Here is a 19,781-nt window from a genome sequence, read left to right as displayed (position 1 = left end):
GGCAATTCCTGCTTACAACGCGAACAGGGGTGGACCGCTGAATGCGATCCACCCCTGCCGTGAACGTCTTTCGGCGCGAATCTACTCCGCGGCCGGAACGGTGACCGGAACGATGCTCACCGCGCGGCGTCCGCGCTTGACACCGAACAGCACGTGGCCCGCGGCCAGTGCGAACAGCGTGTCGTCACTGCCACGGCCGACGTTGTCGCCGGGGTGGAAGTGGGTGCCGCGCTGACGGACGATGATCTCGCCGGCGTTGACCAGCTGACCACCGAAGCGCTTCACACCGAGTCGCTGGGCGTTGGAGTCACGGCCGTTCCGAGTGGACGACGCGCCCTTCTTGTGTGCCATCTCGCAAAACTCCCGAAACTCAGGTCTGGTCGATGCCGGTGATCTTCACCTGGGTGTACCGCTGACGGTGACCCTGGCGCTTCTTGTACCCCGACTTGTTCTTGTACTTCAGGATCCGGATCTTCGGACCCTTGGTCTCGCCGAGAATCTCGGCGGCGACCGTGAACTTGCCCGCCTCGGTGGTCACGTCGCCGTCGTTGACGACGAGGACCGTCGGCAGCGAAACCGTGGAACCGACCTCGCCGGCGACCTTGTCCACCTCAAGGACGTCACCGACGGAGACCTTCTGCTGCCTGCCGCCGCAACGAACGATCGCGTACACCGCGGAACCCTTCTTTGACTGCTTGCTCGCTGGATGCTGCGCCCCGCATCCGGCTGTGGTCGTTGATGACGTACCGGGTAGGCGCGCGAACAGGGCGCGCCATGAGCGCACCGGTTCACCAGAGTACCGGATTGACGGTGTCCTGGTCGAACCGGGCGGGACGTCGGGGGTGCCGGCTCCGAGCCCCGTCCCGCGGGATCCCTGCCCGCGGCGACCGGCCGGACGACGCCCGCGGGGTGGCGCGGGGCCCGTGACATGTCACGGGTTCCGCACCGCCTCGCGGGAACCACCTGGCCGGAACTCGTCGCGGCGAGATCTCCGGGACGGGACCTACTCGGCCGGCCTGGCCTTGCGGGAGCGTCGCCGCCCCCGGCCAGAAGCCTGTGCTGCCTGACCGTCCTCGTTCTGGACTCCGTCAAGCGCATCGGTCACCGTATCACGGCCCGACTGGTCACCGGCCGCCACCGCGTGGTTACCGTCCTTGCCGAGCTTCTCGGACACGGCCTTCTCGACCGCCATCTTGCCCTGGGTGCCACGCGGCTCGGGCTTGGCCTCGACCGGCTCGGTCGAGACGTGCAGCCCGCGGCCGTTGCAGCACTCACAGACGGTGGAGAACGCCTCCAGCAGCCCCTGGCCGACCCGCTTGCGCGTCATCTGCACCAGGCCCAGCGAGGTGACCTCGGCGACCTGGTGCTTGGTACGGTCGCGCGCCAGGCACTCCAGCAGCCGCCGCAGCACCAGGTCCCGGTTGTTCTCCAGCACCATGTCGATGAAGTCGATCACGATGATGCCGCCGATGTCGCGGAGCCTGAGCTGGCGGACGATCTCCTCGGCCGCCTCCAGGTTGTTGCGGGTGACCGTCTCCTCCAGGTTGCCGCCCTGGCCGGTGAACTTGCCGGTGTTGACGTCGACCACGGTCATGGCCTCGGTCCGGTCGATCACCAGCGAACCGCCGCTGGGCAGCCAGACCTTGCGCTCCATGGCCTTGGCGATCTGCTCGTCGATCCGGTAGGCCGCGAAGACGTCGCCGCCCTCCTCCCACCTGCTGAGCCGGTCGGCCAGGTGCGGGGCGACGTAGCGGACGTACTCGTCGACGGTCTCCCAGACGTCCTCGCCGGCCACGACCAGCGAGGCGAAGTCCTCGTTGAAGACGTCGCGGACCACGCGGACGGTCAGGTCCGGCTCGGAGGAGAGCAGCTCCGGCGCGCTGGCCGGCTTGGCCTTGCGCTGGATGTTCTCCCACTGCGCCGAGAGCCTGGCCACGTCGCGGGCGAGCTCCTCCTCGGAGGCGCCCTCGGCGGCCGTGCGGACGATGACGCCCGCGTTCTCCGGCATGACCTTCTTCAGGATGCTCTTGAGGCGGGTGCGCTCCTTGTCGGGGAGCTTGCGGCTGATCCCGGTCATCGAGCCGTCGGGCACGTAGACCAGGTAGCGTCCCGGCAGGCTGATCTGGCTGGTCAGCCGGGCGCCCTTGTGACCCATGGGGTCCTTGGTGACCTGCACCAGCACCGACTGGCCCGACTTCAGCGCCACCTCGATCCGCTTGGGCTGACCCTCCAGCCCGGCGGTGTCGAAGTTCACCTCACCGGCGTACAGGACGGCGTTGCGGCCCTTGCCGATGTCGACGAACGCCGCCTCCATGCTCGGCAGCACGTTCTGCACCTTGCCGAGGTAGACGTTGCCCACGTACGACTGGCTTGCCTCGCGGTTGACGTAGTGCTCGACGAGGACGTTGTCCTCCAGCACCGCGATCTGGGTGCGCCCTCCGGTGCGGCGGACCACCATCATGCGCTCGACGGACTCCCGGCGGGCCAGGAACTCCGACTCGGTGATGATCGGCGGGCGCCTGCGGCCGAGCTCGCGCCCCTCGCGGCGGCGCTGCTTCTTGGCCTCCAGGCGGGTGGAGCCGCGCACGCTCTGCACCTCGTCCACCGAGGTGCTGCGACCGGCGCGGGGCGCGCGGATGCGCACCACCGTGTTGGGCGGGTCGTCCGGCACGTCGGCGACCTCGTCGGTGCCCCTGCGGCGCCTGCGCCGGCGACGGCGCGAGCTGCCGCCCTCGGAGTCGTCGTCGGAGTCGGAGTCGGCCTCGGGGCGCTCCTCGTCGGACTGCTCGGCCTCGGTCTCCTCGCCGTCGTCGAGGTCGCGGGCCTTGCCGCGGCCCCGGCCGCCCCTGCGGCGCCGGCGCCTGCGGCCGCTGGCGTCGTCGCCCTCGTCCAGGTCGTCGTCCTCGGGCTCCTCGGCGGCCTCGGCCTCGACCGGCTCGGCCTCGACCGGAGGGGCGGGCGGCTGGACCGGCGCGGGCCGCGCGGGGGCCTGTGCGGCCAGCTGCGGGTCGGGGGCCTGGAACAGCGGCTGGAACACCGTGGCGGGCGCCTGGAAGGTCACCGAGGGCACCTCGGCGCGCTTCTGGGACGTCAGCCCGAACGGGTTGGCGAACAGGCCGGGCCTGGGCTCCTCGATGACGTCCTCACCGGCGGGCTCGTCGTCGAGCGGCTCGTCGGCGGGCATCTCCAGCAGCAGCGCGGCGGCGGCCTCCTCGGCCTCGGCGGCGGTCAGGTCCCCGCCCGCCCGCGCCGTGACCGGCTCGTCGGCCGGGGCCGCGGGCGCGGGAACGGCCGTCCCGGAGGCGGTGGAGCCGGAGGCGGCGAGCTCCGGGGCGGCCGGCTCGGTGACGGCGGGCTCGGCCGGGGCCTCCTGCGCGGCGGCCTTCTTGCGCGCGCGGGTGCGCCGGGCCGGGGCGGCGGGCTGCTCGACGGGCTGCTGTCCGGCGTCCGGCGATCCGGGCATTGCGAAGGGGTCGGGAACGGCGAAGGGGTCGGCGGCCACGAAGGGGTCGGCCGCGACCGGGGATGCCGCGGGCCCGGCCGTCACGGGGTCGGCGACCCCCGCGGGCTCCGCCCCGGCGGGCTCGGCGACCGGTTCGGCCGTCTTCTTCGCGCGGCTACGGCGCGTGGTGGTGGTCGTGCCGTCGGCGGTCGCGGCGGCCTTGCGCCTGGTGGCGCGCTTGGGGGCCTCCACCGTCTCGGGCGCCGTTTCGGCCACCGTCTCGGAAGCGGTCTCGGAAGCGGTCACCGGCTCCGGGGTCACGGGGGCGACGACGGGCTCGGCCGTCGTCCCGGATCCCCTGGCTCGCCGGGAGGACCGGGTCCGCGGCGCCTCGGTGGCGGGCGCTGTGGCGGGCGCTGTGGCGGGCGCTGTGGCGGGCGCCGTGGCGGGTGCCGTGGCCTTGTCCGCCCCTGGCCCGGAGGCCTGCGCTACGGGGGCCTGCTCCGGCTCCTCCGGCGGAGGCCCCGCGGGCCGGCTCGCGGCCCTGCGGCGGACCGGTCGCGGCTGATCTGTCGTGCTGTTCCCGCCGGGGCCGCTGGCCCCGGTCTCGGGCTCGTTCTCGAGCATGCGGACGCTCTCCCGTTCAGCTCCCGGGCGCGTCTCCGCGCCGCGCGGGAGCTCTCGTCTCTCACTGTCCGCCAGGCCAGGGGCCCGGCGCCAAGTCCTATGTGTCGCCGTCGACGTGCCTGCCCACCGGTTCCGCTTCGCCGCCGCGCGTGGTGTCGCGGTCCAGGCCGAGCGGATCGGCGGGCTCACCGGTGTGAACGTCGAGCGGGCCCTGCGCCAGCCTGGTCACCTCGGGGGGCACCGGCGGCGCGAAGTCAGCCACAAGACGCAGTCCAGTGAGAACGTCGTCGGGTCGTACGGCAGGAGTTGCGTGCCGTACAACCATGCGAAGTATGACACATGGCTGACCGGACGCCTGACCTGCTGTTGTCTCATTTCCCTCAAATACCGCAAGGCTCAGCACGGCCTCGCGGGCGTCGAAGCGTCGCATCCCCTTCTTGGTAAGGCGTTCGACCTCGACCTGGCCGGCGGAGACGAATTTCTCGACCGCCGCCCCGGCCAGAGCGGGATCGGCTCCAGGCAGCCGCAACTCCCACGCCGAGCACTCCATCCGGTCGGCCAGGCTCGCGCTCCCCGCCTCGACGACGTCGAGCACGTCGAGACCGTCGGGCAGCGAGGTGTCCAGGGCGACCCTGAGCCGCTCGGGATCACACACGCGCGTGACGCTGATCTCCAGGTACTCGGCCTCGCTGGCGACACCGGTGGGAGCGGCCCCTCCCACGTAGGAGATCTTCGGATGGGGTGAGAAGCCCGCGCTGAACGCCACCGGGACGTCGGCCCGCCGGACCGCCCGTTCGAGGGCCCGGGAGATGTCGCGGTGGCTGGTGAAACGAAGGCGGCCACGCTTGGCGTAGCGCACACGCAGGCGCTGCACCACGGGCGCGGGCGGCGGCCCGTCGGGAGCTGGTTTCAGGGCGGTGTCGTCCTTCCCGGTTCGTGGTCGTCTTCTCGAAAGGGGCGGCGCTCACGCACCGCCCGTCTCAGACAACCGTCAGTGGCAGCAGCTTCTTCCCGGTGGGCCCGATCTGGATCTCGGTGCCCATCGTGGGGCAGACGCCGCAGTCGTAGCACGGCGTCCACCGGCAGTCCTCGACCTCGACGTCGTTGACCGCGTCCTGCCAGTCCTGCCAGAGCCATTCGCGGTCGAGACCGGCGTCGAGGTGGTCCCAGGGCAGGACCTCGTTCTCTCCGCGCTCGCGCGTGGTGTACCAGTCGACGTCGACGCCGGCCCTCTCGGCGGCGTCCATCCAGCGCTGGTAGGAGAAGTGCTCGCTCCAGCCGTCGAACCGCCCGCCGTCCTCCCACACCGCGCGGATGACGTCGCCGACCCGGCGGTCCCCCCGCGACAGCAGGCCCTCCACGATCGAGGGCTTGCCGTCGTGGTAGCGGATGCCGATGGCGCGGCCGAACTCGCGGTCACCGCGCAGCGCCTCCCGCAGCGACCGCAGCCTGCGGTCGACCGTCTCGTGGTCGGCCTGGCCGGCCCACTGGAACGGCGTGTGCGGCTTGGGCACGAACCCGCCGATGGAGACCGTGCAGCGCACGTCGCGCGACCCGGTGGCCTCGCGGCCCGCCTTGATGACCTTCCTGGCCAGGTCGGCGATGCCCAGGACGTCGACGTCCTCCTCGGTCGGCAGGCCGCACATGAAGTACAGCTTCACCTGCCGCCAGCCCTGGGTGTAGGCCGTCGTGACGGTCCGGATCAGATCCTCCTCGGTGACCATCTTGTTGATCACCTTGCGCATCCGCTCCGAGCCGCCCTCCGGGGCGAACGTCAGGCCGGAACGGCGTCCGCCGCGGGAGAACTCGTTCGCCAGGTCGATGTTGAAGGCGTCGACCCGGGTGGAGGGCAGCGAGAGCGAGGTGTTGGTGCCCTCGTAGCGGTCCGCCAGCCCCTTGGCCACCGCGCCGATCTCGGAGTGGTCCGCCGACGACAGCGACAGCAGGCCGACCTCGTTGAACCCGGACGCCTTCACGCCCGCCTCGACCATGTCGCCGATCGTGGTGATCGACCGCTCCCGCACCGGGCGGGTGATCATGCCGGCCTGGCAGAACCGGCAGCCCCGGGTGCAGCCGCGGAAGATCTCCACGCTGAACCGCTCGTGCACGGTCTCGGCCAGCGGCACCAGCGGCTTCTTCGGGTACGGCCACTCGTCCAGGTCCATGACGGTGTGCTTGTGGATCCGCCAGGGCACGCCGGGCCTGTTGGGCGCCACGCGCTGGATGCGGCCGTCGGGGTGGTAGTCGACGTCGTAGAACCTCGGCACGTAGACCCCGCCGGACTCGGCCAGCCGCATCAGCAGCCCGTCGCGCCCGCCGGGCGAGCCCTCGGCCTTCCACTCCCGGATGACCTCGGTGATCGCGATGGCGATCTGCTCCCCGTCGCCCAGCACGGCGGCGTCGAGGAACTCGGCGATCGGCTCGGGGTTGAACGCCGCGTGGCCACCGGCCAGCACGATCGGGTCGTCCTCGCCCCGGTCGGCCGCCCTCAGCGGGATGCCGGCCAGGTCGAGCGCCGTCAGCATGTTGGTGTAGCCGAGCTCGGTGGAGAAGGAGAGCCCGAGCACGTCGAACGCCCGCACCGGCCGGTGCGCGTCGACCGTGAACTGGGGCACGCCCTCGGAGCGCATGAGCGCCTCCAGGTCGGGCCAGACCGCGTAGGTCCGCTCGGCCAGCGTCTCCGGCAGCTCGTTGAGGATCTCGTAGAGGATCTGGACGCCCTGGTTGGGCAGCCCGACCTCGTAGGCGTCCGGATACATCAGCGCCCAGCGGACCGTGGTCTCGTCCCAGTCCTTGACGGTCGAGTTGAGCTCACCTCCGACATACTGGATCGGCTTCTGCACCTTGGGCAGGAGCGCTTCCAGGCGGGGAAACAGCGACTCGACAGGCATGCCGTCAAGAATATCCGCCTCCGAGGGGTGCACCAGGCGTCCGGCCCCTCCACCGGCCCCTCCGCGACCGGCCCGGGCGCCGATCGGACCGGCCCAGGCGGCCGATCCGGCCCCCGGACGCCCACCCCATCGGACGCCCGATCCGCCGAACACCCGCGCCGCCGGACGCCCGTCTCCGGTCTTCACGCCGGATGCCCGTACCGGTCCCTACGCCGCGTGCCCGCGCCGGTGGATCGCCTGGAGCAGCCCGAAGGCGATCATGTTGGCGAAGGTGGCGGTGCCCCCGTAGGACACGAACGGCAGCGGCAGACCGGTGATCGGCATGATCCCGATCGTCATCCCGATGTTGACGAACGTCTGGAAGGCCAGCCAGCAGACGATCGCCCCGCCCACCAGCATGCCGAACCTGTCGTCGCACTCGCGGGCGATCCGCGCCCCGCGCAGCAGGATCACCCCCAGCAGCGCCACCACGGTGACCGAACCGAGGAAGCCGAACTCCTCCCCCGCCACCGTGAAGACGAAGTCGGTGTGCTGCTCGGGCACGAAACGGCCGGTGGTCTGGCCGCCCCCGAACAATCCCTTGCCGAACACCTCCCCCGACCCGATCGCCAGCAGCGACTGGGTGCTGTTGTAGCCGACCCCGCGCGGGTCCACGGACGGGTTGAGGAAGGCGGTGAACCTGGCGATCTGGTAGGGCTCCAGCACGTCGAGGAACCACGCCGCGACCCCCGCCCCGGCCACCGCCAGGCCGAGCCCGGCGATCCAGCGCTTGCGGACCCCGGCCACCACGATCGTCCCGGCCGTGATCACCCCGATGACCATCGTGGTGCCCAGGTCCGGCTGGAGCATCACCAGGGCCATGGTCGAGGCGGCCACCACCAGCGAGATCACCACGTACGGGCCGCGCGGCCGCTCGGTGCCCTTGGCCCGCCGGGTCAGCAGCATGGCCAGCATCAGCGCCAGGCCGAGCTTGGCGAACTCCGAGGGCTGGAACGCGAACCCGCCGCCGAGCATGATCCACGAGTGGGCGCCGTTCACGGTGCTGCCGAGCGGGGTGAGCACCAGGCACAGCCCGATCAGCGTCACCCCGTACACCAGCGGCGCGAAGGCCCGCAGCGCCCGGTGGTCCACCATCGCGGTCACGGCGGCCAGCACCGCCCCGATGACGAGGTTGAGGACGTGCTTCTTGACCAGGCCGGTGGACCCGGCAGCCCAGGTCCTGGTCGACGACCAGACCAGCATCGTGCCGATCACCGCCAGCGCGGCGACGGCCACGATCATCAGCCCGTCCGTCCGCCTCAGCGCCGAGGCCGCCGCCACGGTCCGCCCGGCCAGGGACGTCCTCGCCGGTGTCCCCCGCGCCGCGGGCGCCACCCCGGCCCGGCTCACCCCGCACCTCCCGCGAACGGCCCCCCGGAGGGGATCACCCCGGAGAACGCCACCTCGAAAGGCACCGGCGCGGCGGGCATCCCTCCCGACGACGTCACCTCGCACGACACCGGCGCGGCGGGCGCTCCCGCGGAAGACGGCATCCGGGCGGACGTCACCGCGCCACCGTCCCGTCCCGCGCGATCACCGGAAGCGCGCTCGCCGGACGCCCGCCCGCCAGGATCGGCGGCCCCGCCCGCTTGCCGTCCGGCGTGAACCCGTAGATGCCCTCGTAGATCTTCCGCACCGCCGGAGCCGCGGTCTGGCCGCCCATGCCCCCCTGCGACACCATGGCGACGATCACGAACCGGGGCCTGTCCGCCGGGGCGAACGAGGCGAACCACGAGGTGTCGGCCTTGCCGTAGACCTCGGCGGTACCGGTCTTGCCGCCCACCTTGACCTTGTCCATGGGAAACCCGGAGAAGGCCCCGGCCGCGGTGCCGTCCGAGGCGACCTGGCTCAGCGCTCCCTTGATGTAGGCCCGCTCCCTGGGCGAGAGCGGCAGCCTGCCCGTCACCGGCACCTCGATCTCCTTGACCTTGGTGCCGTCGGGGCGCACCAGCGCCCAGCCCACCCGCGGGCTGCGCAGTCTGCCGTCGCCGACCAGCGCCGCGTAGGCCGCCGCCAGCTGCAACGGCGTCACCAGCACGTCGCCCTGCCCGATGGAGAAGTTCGCGGCGTCCCCGGGCCGCAGCTGGAACCCCTCCAGGCAGTTCTCGTACGCCAGCCGCTTGAGGAACGCCGCCCTGCTGGGGCTCTTCCTGGCCACCTCCGGGTACCCGGTCCTGGACCGCTTGCAGTTGGTCTCCTTGGTCGCCGCCCACATCGTCTTCTTCCACGCCCGGTCGGGGATCCTTCCCGGCGACTCACCCGGAAGGTCGATGCCTGTGGGGCGGCCGAACCCGTAGGCGCGGGCCATGGAGGCCATCGGCTCCTTGGTCCTCCCCCTGGGGTGGAGCCCGCCGTCGCGCAGCCACTGCTCGTAGGCCGCCCGGTAGAAGATCGTGTCGCAGGACTTCACCAGCGCCATGTGCAGGGTGAGCGACCCCAGGGCGATCCCCCGGAAGTTGTTGAACGGCCGGTCGCCCACCATGAAGGAGCCGGGGCAGTCGTAGCGGCCGTGCAGCGGGTAGCCGTCCTTGAGCATCGCCGCCACCGACGACACCTTGAACGTCGAGCCGGGCGCGAACTCGCCCTTGATGGCCCGCGACACCAGCGGTTTGCCCGCCTTGCCCGACAGCAGCCGCTGGTACTCCCCCTCGGAGATCCCCCCGGTCCAGACCGCCGGGTCGTACGTCGGCGCGCTCGCCAGCGCGACCACCCGGCTCGTCCTGGCGTCCAGGACCACCGCCGCCGCGCCGTCGGCCCTGGGCGCCCCCTTCATCGCCTCGGCCAGCGCCTTCTCCGTCACCGCCTGCACCCGGGCGTCGATACTGGTGATCAGCGTGTCCCCCGGCACCGGCGGCACGTTCCGCTCCACGCCCATGACCTTGCCGAGCCGGTCGACCTGCATCCGCCGCGTCCCCGGCGTCCCCCGCAGCGGCACGTCGTAGACCGACTCCAGCCCGTCCCGCCCCACCAGGTCCACCCCGGAGAACGCGGGCCTGCGCCCGCCCCGCCGGTCCATCTCCTCCTGCGTGATCGGCTGCAGGTAGCCCAGCGCCTGCGCGCCCGCGCCCCTGCGCGGGTACTGCCGCACGGCCTGCACCTCTGCGGTGACCCCGGGGAACATCTCCTGCCGCTCCAGGATCTGCAGGGCCTCGCGGGTGGTGACGTCGGCGTCGATCGGGATCGGCTGGAAGGGGGAACCGGGCCAGCACGGCCGGGACACCCCGGGGCCGCACGCCCTGATCCGCTCCCGCAGGTCGTCGGGGCGGCGGCCGAGCACCGAGGCCAGTCTGCGGAGCACCTCCCGGCCGCCTCCCTCCATCCGGTTCAGCCGCGTCCTGTCGACCGAGACCACCAGCGTGGTCCGGTTGCGCACCAGCGGGCGGCCCGACGCGTCGAGGATCTGCCCCCGCACCGCGGGGACGATCACGTCACGCGTGCGTGTCTCGGTCGCGGCCACCACGTACTGCGCCCCGCGCACCACCTGCACCTGCCACAGCCGCACCGCGAGCACCGCCAGCATCGACGCCACCAGCACCTGCACCACGACCAGCCGTCCCCGCATCAGCCCCATGACCGCCCCTTCCCGACCACCTCACCGAACGCCCTGTCCCCGCTCCCGTCCGGCGCCGCTCACGCCCGTCCCGTTCCCGCCCGTTCCCGCCCGTTCCCGCCCGGCCCCGCCCGGCCCCGCCCGCCGATGCTCACGCCCGGCTCCGTCCCGGCCCGGCGACGCTCATGCCCGGCTCCGCAGCATGGACCCGCGCAGGTGGAGCGGCTGCGGCTCCGGCCCGCGGACCAGCCTGCGCACCGCCCACACAACGGGCGGGGCGGCGAACAGGTTGTAGACCACCGCCGGAGGCAACGTCGTCATCAGCACGGACAGATCACTTCTGGGATCCCCCACCAGGGCGCCCGTCGCCAGGGCGACCACCGGCCCGGCCGCCGCGCAGGCCAGCGCCACGAGCGGCTCGGCGCCCGGTCGGCCCCGCGCCGCGCGCCCCGCCGCGAAGCCGACCACGCAGAACACCAGCGCGTTGTGCCCGAACAGGTGCGCGACCGGCGGCAGGACGTCACTCAGCAGGCCCGTGGCGAACCCCGCCGCGGCGCCCGGAACGGCACCGCGGGCCAGCGCGTACCCCACCACCGCGAGCAGCACCAGATCCGGCGCGGCCTGCCCGGGCAGCGGAAGCCGGTTGACCAGGGTCACCTGGAGCACCATGATCACCACCACCAGCACCGCGTACGCCACCGTGCGGCCCATCGCCTCAGACCCTCTCTCGCCGTACGCGGCGGTTGTCGGCCGTGCGCGGCTCCGACGGCGGGGGTGTGGGGGCCACCGCGTCACGCGGTGCCCGCACCGGCGCCCGCACCACCACGCCGACCACGTCGAGGGCGGTGAGATCGGCGTACGGCCGCGCGTACGCGATGCGGGTCAGCTCGCCCGGCGTGGCCTCCACCCGCTCGATCACCCCGATCGGCACCCCCGCCACGTAGGGCACGCCCCGATGGGAGCCGAAGCTCACGATCCGGTGCCCGGGAGTGATGGGCGCGGTCGAGTCCAGCAGCCGGAACCGGACCAGCCGTCCGCTCTCCCCCACACCGTGCACCACCCCGATCTCGTTGCTGCCCTCCAGCCGGGCCCCCGCCGCCGAGGCGGCGTCGCTCAGCAGGACCACGGTGGAGGTGGACGATCCGGTCCTGACGACCCTGCCGACCAGGCCGTCGGCGTTCAGGACGGTCATCTCCGTACGGACCCCGTCGGCGCGTCCCACGTCGAGCTCGACCGCCTCCTCGAAACCCGGTGCCCCCCGCCGGGCGATCACCTGGGCGGTCAGGACCCGGTAGCCGCCGGTCCCGGCGACGCCGAGCAGCCTGCGCAGCTCCTCCGAACGCCCCCGGTCCAGGCTCTGCGCCATCAGGTCACGCTTGAGCCGCCGGTTCTCCGCCTTCAGCTCCTCGACCCGGTCACGCGCCGAGAAGGCCCCGGTCATCGTCTCGAAGAAACCGCCGACCGGCCCCACGACCCCCGCCCCGGCCCTCTCCATGACGCCGAACACCGCCGTGCCGACCCCCCGGAACGGCCCGAACGGCGACCGGTCGCCCGAACGGTGGTCGACGGTCACGAACACGAGCGCGGCGGCCAGCAGCAGCCCCAGGTTGATCCGGGCCCGGCGCGTGTCCTTCATCAGTGCCGCGGCTCGGGGACCAGGACCTGCTGGAGGGCGTCGAAGTCCTCCACACACTTGCCGGACCCCAGCGCCACGGAGTCGAGGGCGTTGTCCACGAGGTGGATGGGCATGCCGGTCTCGGCCTTCAGCCGCTCGTCCATGCCCTTCAGCAGCGCCCCGCCCCCGGTGAGGGCGATCCCGCGGTCCATCAGATCGCCGGAAAGCTCCGGCGGGCACTTGTCGAGCGTCGTCTTGACCGCGTCGACGATCGCGTTCAGCGGCTCCTCGATGGCCTTGCGGATCTCCGCGGCCGAGACCACGATCGTCTTCGGCAGGCCGCTGACCAGGTCGCGCCCCCGGATCTCGGCGTGGCTCTCCTCGGGCAGCATGCAGGCGGAGCCGATGGCCATCTTGATCTCCTCGGCGGTCCGCTCGCCCAGCATGAGCGAGTGTTCCTTCTTCGCGAAGGCGATGATCGCGTGATCGAGCTCGTCGCCGCCCACCCTGATCGACTGGCTGGTCACCACGCCGCCCATCGAGATGATCGCCACCTCGGTGGTGCCGCCGCCGATGTCGACCACCATGTTCCCGGTGGGCTCGTGCACCGGCAGCCCCGCGCCGATCGCGGCGGCCATGGGCTCCTCGACGATGTAGACCCGGCGCGCGCCCGCCTGGTAGCCCGCCTCCTTGACCGCCCGCTGCTCGACCCCGGTGATCCCGCTCGGCACCGCGATGATGATGCGCGGCTTGGCGAAGTGGCGGCGCTTGTGCACGCGCTGGATGAAGTAGCGGAGCATCCGCTCGGTGACGTCGAAGTCGGCGATGACGCCGTCCTTGAGCGGCCGGATGGCGACGATGTTGCCGGGAGTACGGCCGATCATCCGCTTGGCCTCGATGCCGACGGCCACGATCTTCCCGGTCGTGGTGTTGATGGCCACGACCGACGGCTCGTTGAGCACGATCCCGCGGCCTCTCACGTACACGAGGGTGTTCGCGGTGCCGAGGTCGACCGCCATGTCACGGCCGAGGAAAGCAAGATTGCTGCCCATGAGGAAGGCTGGCCTCCTTCCGTCAGGTGGTCGGCGAAAAACTACGGAACGCACTCGAATCGTAACGTGATGTACCCACCCGTGAGCGCAATGAGCCGGCCTGGCCCGGCAAAATTCTTAAGCTCGCGGGAACGCGACGGGCCCCGCCGTCCGGAAGGACGGCGGGGCCCGGAGGTCACGTCAGGGGCGGACGCTCAGAAGCGGTCCGGGAAGAAGAGCTTGATCTCCCTGGCGGCGGACTCGGGGGAGTCGGAACCGTGGACGACGTTCTCGCCGATCTCCAGGGCGTGGTCGCCGCGGATCGTGCCGGGGGCGGACTTGACCGGGTCGGTCAGCCCCGCCAGGGAACGGAACGCCTCGATGGCGCGCGGCCCCTCGAGCACCAGCGCCACCAGCGGGCCGGAGGTGATGAACTCCACCAGCTCGCCGAAGAACGGCCGCTCGGAGTGCTCGGCGTAGTGCGTCTTGGCGGTCTCGACATCCAGGGTACGCAGCTCCAGCGCGGCGACCTTCAGGCCCTTGCGCTCGACGCGGGCGATCACGTCGCCGATGAGGCCGCGCGCCACACCGTCGGGCTTGATCAGGACTAGGGTGCGCTCGGACACTGACGTTCTCCTTTGAACATGCGTGGGTCGCCGACTGCGATGAACGCGCGAAGTTTACCGTCCCCCGCGCGTTTCCTCGCGCCAGGCTTCTCGCCGGCCGGCGCCCTCACCGCAGGGTCCGGCCGTTCCCGATGTCCTTGTCTCGAAGTCCGGCCGCTCCCGGCGCCCTCACCCCAGGGGCCGGTTGTTCCCGGTGCCCTCACCCCACGGTCCGGCCGTTTCCGGCGCCCTCACCCCAGGGGCCGGTTGTTCCCGGTGCCATCGCCCCACGGTCCGGCCGCTCCCCGGTGTCCTCGCTTCAGGGTCCGGCCGCTCCCGGCGCTCTTACCTGAGGGTCCGGCCGTTCCCTGGGCCGTCCTCCGGTGAGGGGGCCGGCGGCGGGACCACGACCGGTGGTGTGGCGACCTTCTCCGGATCGGGTTCCCGCCCGGGGGCGCCTTCCGGCTCCCGTCCGGGATCGTGGGCGGGGTCACGACCCGGGTCACGGGCGGGATCGCGGTCCGGCTCGTGCCGGGGCCTGGTCCTGCCGCTCTCCCCCGCCCCGCCCCCGGCCGCGGACATCGCCCCGGAGGACACGGAACCCGAGGACATGAAATCCGAGGACATGGAACCCGAGGACATCGCCCCGGAGACCAGCGGCCCCGAGGGCGGCCCGGACGTCACGGCTCCCGGCCGTTCGCCGCCCATCGGGTCGGCCTCCCCTGCCGGAGAGGGCACCAGACCCGGCACGCGCCCCGCCGGGCGTGCCGGGCCCGAAACGGCGTTTTCCACGGGATCCACCGGGGCTCCCGGCCGCAACCGGCCGAGGATCGCGCCGAGCACGATCACCGCGAGCACCAGGCCGCCCCCGATCAGCGCCCACAGGTGCAGGGCGTCCACGAACCCGTCGACCAGCGCCTGCGGGGTGCCGGTCCCCTTCAGGACCGCTTCGAGACGGGTCACCTGGACACCGCTGCCCAGCAGGAACCCCGCGAGCAGCGCGGGGAAGAACAGCGAGAGCGCCAGCAGCGCCGCCCCCTCGTCGCAGCAGCGCAACGCGGCGGTGAGCGCCACCGAGGCGCCGACCGCGAGCAGCACGAAGGGAAGGATCAGCGAGAGCCCGGCCGAGGCGGGGAGGAAGAGCCGCACCGCGCACAGGCCCGCCACCAGCACCCCCAGCCCGCCCGCGGTGAGCAGGGGCATCGCCGAGCCGCCCGACCGGTTCACCAGCGCGGCGCAGACGAGACCCGCCACCGCCGCGATCGCGAACGCGGGCCAGAGCCCGGACAGCCCCGGGCCGCCCAGCCCCCCGAGCTCGACGTAGGTGGTCTGGGCCGCGGTCGGCAGGAGCACGACACCGACCGCGATCATCGCGTACGCCGGCGCGCGCTGGACCGCTCCCTTCGACGCGCCCCACGAGGCCAGCGCCAGCAGCACCAGCACCGAGCCCAGGGCCGCCAGGACCACCAGACCGGCCGGCCAGTCGAACGTGCTGCCCAGCGCCAGGGCCGCGACGCCCACGGCGGGCATCATCGTCCACGCCGTCCGCCCGCTCCCGGCGAGGACCGGCTCGGGTGTCGCGCCCTCGCCCTCCCTCAGCCAGAGGACGAGGTAGAGCGCGGCCAGCGCGAGCGCGATCCCGGTGAGCATCGGGTACGGCTGGAGCGTGACACGCCAGGAGTCGACCTGGTCGAGGGGCCACAGCGCGAGCGCCTGGGCGGCGAGCAGACCCGCCGCCAGCGAGGCCCCCCACACGGCCCTCAGGAGCGGCGAGCGCCCCCAGACGGCCATCAGCGTGGCCGGCACCAGCAGTCCCGCCCCGATGCCGTGCAGGACCCGCAGGGCCCCCACCGGCACGGTCGAGCCCGCGTACCCGCCGGCGGCGTCGGCGAAGGCGAGCAGCGCCAGCCCCGTCACCACCATCGGGGCCGCCCTCATCCGGCGGAGGACGACCGCGGCGACCGGCACGGTCAGGACCATGGCGGGCAACGCCAGCCCATGCGCACGGATCATCGCTATCTGCGAGACGTCCGGGGGCAGCAGGGCCGCGACCACCGAGATGGTGTTGGGAATGGCGAGGATCGCCAGCGGCAGGGTCATCGCGACGAGCAACCCGAGCACGACGTCGAGCATCGGGGAGACGCGGAGCGCACGCACCAGGCCCGAGGGCCCGGCTGCCACCGCCCGCGTCGGCTGGATGGGAGGGACGGCCATGTTGGCCGACTTTAGCGAGAAGTCACGCCCTCGACACGGCGAGCGACGAATATCGCCGTGATCCACAGTGCGGCGAAGATCACTCCGAGGAAGAACATGGTCGGAACCATCAGTCCCGAGGCGATGGCGAGCACCTGGATCACGCTGCCCGCCACGTACGCGAAAGGCCGCTTGAGCAGGCCGATGACCACCACGCACAGGAACGCGAGACCGAGGCCGACGGTCGCCGCGACGGCCGGTTCGACCCCTTGGACGTTGATCGCCACCGGCGTGAACAGACCGACGACTATCGCCTCCATGCCGAGCACGCTGGCGCACAGTCGCCGCATGCCCGGAGTGACCGTGATCATTTCTCGCTCCCGCCTGGTCGCACCGGCGGCAGGACGCCTGCCGGTTCCGGGGTCGTCCCGTCCTCGGTCATTGAATAACTCCCGTGGATACTCCGGCCTTCAGGCCGGGGAGGAAACGGGAGCGGGAAGGCGCTCTGGCGCCTGAGCGTGCCTGGACCCGCACGACCCGCTTCACCCGTTCCATCCAGCACCTGACTGACGTTGCCATATCGTGTGAGGCGTGGCGCAGATCGTGAAGCGGGCCTTCAAATTCCGCTTCCACCCGACCCCCGAGCAGGCCCGCGAGCTTGCCCGGACGTTCGGCTGCGCCCGCCTGGTCTACAACAAAGCCCTCGAACACCGCAGCCACGCCTACACGATCGAAGGCCGCAAGGTCTCCTACGTCGAATCGTCGGCCACGCTGACCGAGTGGAAGAAGACCGGCGACCTCGCGTTCTTGAACGAGGTGTCGTCGGTTCCGCTCCAGCAGGCGCTGCGCCACCTGCAGGCGGCGTTCGCGAACTTCTTCGCCAAACGGGCCAGGTACCCCACGTTCAAATCCAGGAAGAAGTCCGGCGCGAGCGCCGAATACACCCGTAGCGCCTTCCGATGGAAGGACGGTCAACTCACCCTCGCGAAGATGGACACGCCGTTGAACGTGGTGTGGTCGCGCCCCCTTCCCGAGGGGGCGGCCCCGTCCACGGTGACGGTCTCGAAGGACGCGGCCGGGCGGTGGTTCGTGTCCATCCTGTGCGAGGACCGCATCCCCGCGCTTGCCCCGACGACCGCCACGGTCGGCGTGGACGCGGGGATCACGGCACTGGCGACGCTCTCCACCGGAGAAAAGATCGTCAACCCTCGGCATGAGCGGGCTGATCGCCGCAAGCTCGCCAAGGCCCAGCGCACCCTCGCCCGCAAGGAGAAGGGGTCGGCCAACCGGGAGAAGGCGAAACTCAAGGTCGCCCGGGTGCATGCCCGCATCGTCGACCGCAGGCGTGATCATCTGCACAAGGTCACCACGCGTCTCGTCCGTGAGAACCAAACGGTCGTGATCGAGGACCTCACCGTGCGCAACCTGGTCAGGAACCACACCCTGGCGCGTGCCGTCTCTGATGCCTCGTGGCGTCGAATGCGCAGCATGCTGGAGTACAAGGCGCGGTGGTACGGGCGCGAGCTGCTGGTGGTGGACCGCTGGTTTCCCTCCTCGAAGCTGTGCTCGGCGTGCGGCACCCTCCAGCACTCCATGCCCCTGGGGATTCGAGAGTGGGTGTGTGCCTGCGGCGCCTGCCACGACCGGGATGTGAACGCCGCGAAGAACATCCTCGCCGCCGGGCCGGCGGAGAGGTGAAACGCCTGTGGAGCTGATGTAAGACCTCAACGAGAGTCCTCTCGGGCGGGCGGTCGGCGGTGAAGCAGGAACTCCCACGGGCGACCGTGGGAATCCCCTCCCTTCAGGGAGGGGAGGATGTCAACCGGACTCCTCCACCTTGAGCAGGAGGCGGGCGTCGCCGGCGGTGACCACGGACCCGGTGATCAGCACCCCGGCCCCGCTGAACTCCCCCAGCGCGTCGGCGAGGCCGATCGCCCGGTCGATCGCGCTGTCCAGCCGCTCGACCTGGTAGACCCGGTCGAGACCGAAGATCTCCTCGGCCAGTGCGGCGAGGTCGTCGACGTCCATGGACCTGGGCGAGGAGTTCCTCGTCACCACGATCTCGTCCATCATCGGCTCCAGCAGCTCCAGCATGCCCTGGACGTCCTTGTCCTCGAACACCGCCACCACGCCGATGAGCTTCTCGAAGCCGAACGCCTCCTGCACCGCGTCCAGCGACGCCTGCATGCCCGCCGGATTGTGCGCGGCGTCGACGATCACGGTGGGCCCCCTGCGCACCACCTCCAGCCTGCCCGGGGAACGCACGCCCAGGAACGCCTGCCGTACCAGGTCGGCGTCGAGGGGATCGTCACCGCCGGTCAGCGCCTCGGCCGCGGCCAGCGCGCAGGCGGCGTTACCCGCCTGGTGGGCGCCGTACAGGGGGAGGAGAACGTCGTCGTAGGTCCCTTTGAGACCCTTGAGGCGGAGCAGCTGCCCGCCGATGGCGAGCTCCCGGCTCAGCACCCCGAACTCCAGGCCCTCGCGCGCCACGGTGGCTCCGACCTCGGACGCCTGCCGCATCAGCACCTCGGCCGCGGGCAGCCGCTGCTGGGCGAGCACGGCGACCGACCCCGGCTTGATGATGCCGGCCTTCTCCCCCGCGATCGTCGCCACATCGGGTCCCAGGCGCTCGACGTGGTCGAGGGAGATGGGTGTGATGACCGCGACGGCGCCGTCGGCGACGTTGGTGGCGTCGGTGATGCCGCCCATCCCGGTCTCGATGACCGCGACGTCCACCGGGGCGTCCGCGAAGGCGGCGAACGCCATCGCGGTGAGGGTCTCGAAGAAGGAGAGCCGCCTGCCCCGGGCGTCGACCATCTCGAGGTAGGGCACGATGTCCGCGTAGACCTCGACGAAGCGCTCCTCGCTGAGCGGGACGCCGTCCACACTGATGCGCTCCCGCATGGAGACCAGGTGAGGGCTGGTGAAACGGCCGACGCGCAGGTTGCGCTCACGCAGGAGCGCCTCGATCATGCGGGTGGTCGTCGACTTGCCGTTCGTGCCGGCCACGTGCACCACGGGGTAGGAGTGCTGCGGGGAGCCGAGCAGGTCCACGAGCGCGGCGATCCTGTCGAGGCCGGGCTCGAAGTTCCATTCGACGCCACGCTGCATGATCGCTTGTTCAACGGCTCGGTAGTCCACGGTTCCAGCCTACTGACCTTTCCCCCGCGTCCCTGACCGGCCCGCGGGGCGTAGGAACACCGTCCGCACGGCCTACGCCGAGCGCTCACCCCTCCTCAGCGCTTCTCGTCGCACACGACCCGTCCCGGCGCTCACCGACATGTTCCGTGAGGCTTCTCATGCCTCGCGACCCAGGTCACTGCCGGCTTGTCGTGCCATCCCTGGCGGTGACCGCTCCTGCCGGAGAACGGTGAACAGTGCCCAGGCGAGCCACAGGACGATCATGATGAGGGATAGAACAATTCGAAATGCTTTCTTGGCGGCATACCGGTCGAAGGACGGGTTGGCCAGGATGGGCTCGACGCAGTCCTTGTCGATCATCCTTGACGCTCGCGAACCGGGACGCAGAAAGGCCTGGGAAAGCACGAAAGGCCCTCACCATGCGGTGAAGGCCTTAGAAAATGCACGAAACAGGAAGACAGGAAGGACCCTCACCGGCAGTGAGAGCCCCGCAAAACACGTGCACCCAGACATATGAGCCCGGGAAACGCATGAACCCTGGACAATACAGAAGCCCAGAAATGCAGGAGCCCGGAAATGCTTGAGGGCCCCCACCAACGGTGAGGGCCCTCAAGAAAAGATTGTCCGGCGGTGACCTACTCTCCCAC

At 71.5% G+C, this 19,781-nt stretch carries 15 protein-coding genes and 1 pseudogene; 1 reads left to right on the top strand and 15 read right to left on the bottom strand.

Going from position 1 to position 19,781, the window contains the following annotated elements; genetic code table 11:
* Positions 1 to 81: 81 nt before the first annotated feature.
* From rpmA to ACLQ2R_RS12760, 13 genes are all read right to left on the bottom strand, one after another.
* Positions 82 to 351: a 50S ribosomal protein L27 gene (gene rpmA / locus ACLQ2R_RS12820; RefSeq protein ID WP_344895807.1), complete on the bottom strand. Its 270-nt coding sequence runs from the start codon at positions 349 to 351 to the stop codon at positions 82 to 84.
* 19 nt (positions 352 to 370) lie between these two features.
* Complete coding sequence (gene rplU / locus ACLQ2R_RS12815; protein WP_362806083.1) at positions 371 to 673, bottom strand: 50S ribosomal protein L21; 303 nt, start codon at positions 671 to 673, stop codon at positions 371 to 373.
* Between the two features lie 330 nt (positions 674 to 1,003).
* Positions 1,004 to 3,748: an Rne/Rng family ribonuclease gene (locus ACLQ2R_RS12810; RefSeq protein ID WP_425959695.1), complete on the bottom strand. Its 2,745-nt coding sequence runs from the start codon at positions 3,746 to 3,748 to the stop codon at positions 1,004 to 1,006.
* Positions 3,749 to 4,166: 418 nt separating this feature from the next.
* The gene (locus tag ACLQ2R_RS12805; protein ID WP_425959694.1) at positions 4,167 to 4,946 is read right to left on the bottom strand and encodes a TIGR03936 family radical SAM-associated protein; all 780 of its coding nucleotides are present in this window, start codon (positions 4,944 to 4,946) and stop codon (positions 4,167 to 4,169) included.
* Between the two features lie 103 nt (positions 4,947 to 5,049).
* Positions 5,050 to 6,960: a TIGR03960 family B12-binding radical SAM protein gene (locus ACLQ2R_RS12800; RefSeq protein ID WP_425959693.1), complete on the bottom strand. Its 1,911-nt coding sequence runs from the start codon at positions 6,958 to 6,960 to the stop codon at positions 5,050 to 5,052.
* A gap of 207 nt (positions 6,961 to 7,167) precedes the next feature.
* Positions 7,168 to 8,349, bottom strand: a complete 1,182-nt coding sequence (rodA, locus tag ACLQ2R_RS12795; protein ID WP_425959692.1) for a rod shape-determining protein RodA — start codon at positions 8,347 to 8,349, stop codon at positions 7,168 to 7,170.
* 154 nt (positions 8,350 to 8,503) lie between these two features.
* Positions 8,504 to 10,570, bottom strand: coding sequence for a penicillin-binding protein 2 (mrdA, locus tag ACLQ2R_RS12790; protein WP_425959691.1), 2,067 nt, complete (start codon positions 10,568 to 10,570; stop codon positions 8,504 to 8,506).
* Positions 10,571 to 10,732: 162 nt separating this feature from the next.
* On the bottom strand, positions 10,733 to 11,260 hold the full coding sequence (gene mreD, locus ACLQ2R_RS12785) for a rod shape-determining protein MreD (protein ID WP_425959690.1): 528 nt from the start codon (positions 11,258 to 11,260) through the stop codon (positions 10,733 to 10,735).
* Positions 11,261 to 11,264: 4 nt separating this feature from the next.
* Positions 11,265 to 12,185: a rod shape-determining protein MreC gene (gene mreC / locus ACLQ2R_RS12780; RefSeq protein WP_425959689.1), complete on the bottom strand. Its 921-nt coding sequence runs from the start codon at positions 12,183 to 12,185 to the stop codon at positions 11,265 to 11,267.
* Complete coding sequence (locus ACLQ2R_RS12775; RefSeq protein WP_425959688.1) at positions 12,185 to 13,216, bottom strand: rod shape-determining protein; 1,032 nt, start codon at positions 13,214 to 13,216, stop codon at positions 12,185 to 12,187. The genes mreC and ACLQ2R_RS12775 overlap by 1 nt, the downstream gene beginning before the upstream one ends.
* Positions 13,217 to 13,410: 194 nt before the next feature.
* A complete protein-coding gene (gene ndk, locus ACLQ2R_RS12770; RefSeq protein WP_386243480.1) occupies positions 13,411 to 13,821 on the bottom strand; it encodes a nucleoside-diphosphate kinase in 411 nt (136 codons plus the stop codon).
* 324 nt (positions 13,822 to 14,145) lie between these two features.
* The gene (locus ACLQ2R_RS12765) at positions 14,146 to 16,014 is read right to left on the bottom strand and encodes a hypothetical protein (RefSeq protein ID WP_425959687.1); all 1,869 of its coding nucleotides are present in this window, start codon (positions 16,012 to 16,014) and stop codon (positions 14,146 to 14,148) included.
* A gap of 11 nt (positions 16,015 to 16,025) precedes the next feature.
* A complete protein-coding gene (locus tag ACLQ2R_RS12760; protein ID WP_425959686.1) occupies positions 16,026 to 16,364 on the bottom strand; it encodes a DUF4233 domain-containing protein in 339 nt (112 codons plus the stop codon).
* A gap of 220 nt (positions 16,365 to 16,584) precedes the next feature.
* Between ACLQ2R_RS12760 and ACLQ2R_RS12755 the strand changes: the two are divergent.
* Positions 16,585 to 17,834, top strand: a pseudogene (locus tag ACLQ2R_RS12755) (RNA-guided endonuclease InsQ/TnpB family protein).
* Here ACLQ2R_RS12755 and ACLQ2R_RS12750 read toward each other — a convergent pair.
* Positions 17,812 to 19,104, bottom strand: a complete 1,293-nt coding sequence (locus tag ACLQ2R_RS12750; protein ID WP_425960039.1) for a bifunctional folylpolyglutamate synthase/dihydrofolate synthase — start codon at positions 19,102 to 19,104, stop codon at positions 17,812 to 17,814. The pseudogene ACLQ2R_RS12755 and the gene ACLQ2R_RS12750 sit on opposite strands and share 23 nt — an antisense overlap.
* Positions 19,105 to 19,290: 186 nt before the next feature.
* Positions 19,291 to 19,494, bottom strand: a complete 204-nt coding sequence (locus ACLQ2R_RS12745; protein WP_425959685.1) for a hypothetical protein — start codon at positions 19,492 to 19,494, stop codon at positions 19,291 to 19,293.
* Positions 19,495 to 19,781 lie beyond the last annotated feature (287 nt).

Source organism: Streptosporangium sp. DT93 (genome assembly GCF_049844535.1).
Taxonomy (GTDB): Bacteria; Actinomycetota; Actinomycetes; order Streptosporangiales; family Streptosporangiaceae; genus Streptosporangium.
Note: the sequence above shows the minus strand (reverse complement) of the source record. Positions and strands in the feature narration are given on the sequence as shown.

Excerpts from the sequence above, each read along its gene's own strand:
- ACLQ2R_RS12775 (WP_425959688.1), bottom strand. The coding sequence starts at position 13,216 with ATGGGCAGCAATCTTGCTTTCCTCGGCCGTGACATGGCGGTCGACCTC.
- rpmA (WP_344895807.1), bottom strand. The coding sequence starts at position 351 with ATGGCACACAAGAAGGGCGCGTCGTCCACTCGGAACGGCCGTGACTCC.
- ACLQ2R_RS12800 (WP_425959693.1), bottom strand. The coding sequence starts at position 6,960 with ATGCCTGTCGAGTCGCTGTTTCCCCGCCTGGAAGCGCTCCTGCCCAAG.
- mrdA (WP_425959691.1), bottom strand. The coding sequence starts at position 10,570 with ATGGGGCTGATGCGGGGACGGCTGGTCGTGGTGCAGGTGCTGGTGGCG.
- mreD (WP_425959690.1), bottom strand. The coding sequence starts at position 11,260 with ATGGGCCGCACGGTGGCGTACGCGGTGCTGGTGGTGGTGATCATGGTG.
- ACLQ2R_RS12750 (WP_425960039.1), bottom strand. The coding sequence starts at position 19,104 with ATGCAGCGTGGCGTCGAATGGAACTTCGAGCCCGGCCTCGACAGGATC.
- ACLQ2R_RS12760 (WP_425959686.1), bottom strand. The coding sequence starts at position 16,364 with ATGATCACGGTCACTCCGGGCATGCGGCGACTGTGCGCCAGCGTGCTC.
- ACLQ2R_RS12765 (WP_425959687.1), bottom strand. The coding sequence starts at position 16,014 with ATGGCCGTCCCTCCCATCCAGCCGACGCGGGCGGTGGCAGCCGGGCCC.
- mreC (WP_425959689.1), bottom strand. The coding sequence starts at position 12,185 with ATGAAGGACACGCGCCGGGCCCGGATCAACCTGGGGCTGCTGCTGGCC.
- ACLQ2R_RS12745 (WP_425959685.1), bottom strand. The coding sequence starts at position 19,494 with ATGATCGACAAGGACTGCGTCGAGCCCATCCTGGCCAACCCGTCCTTC.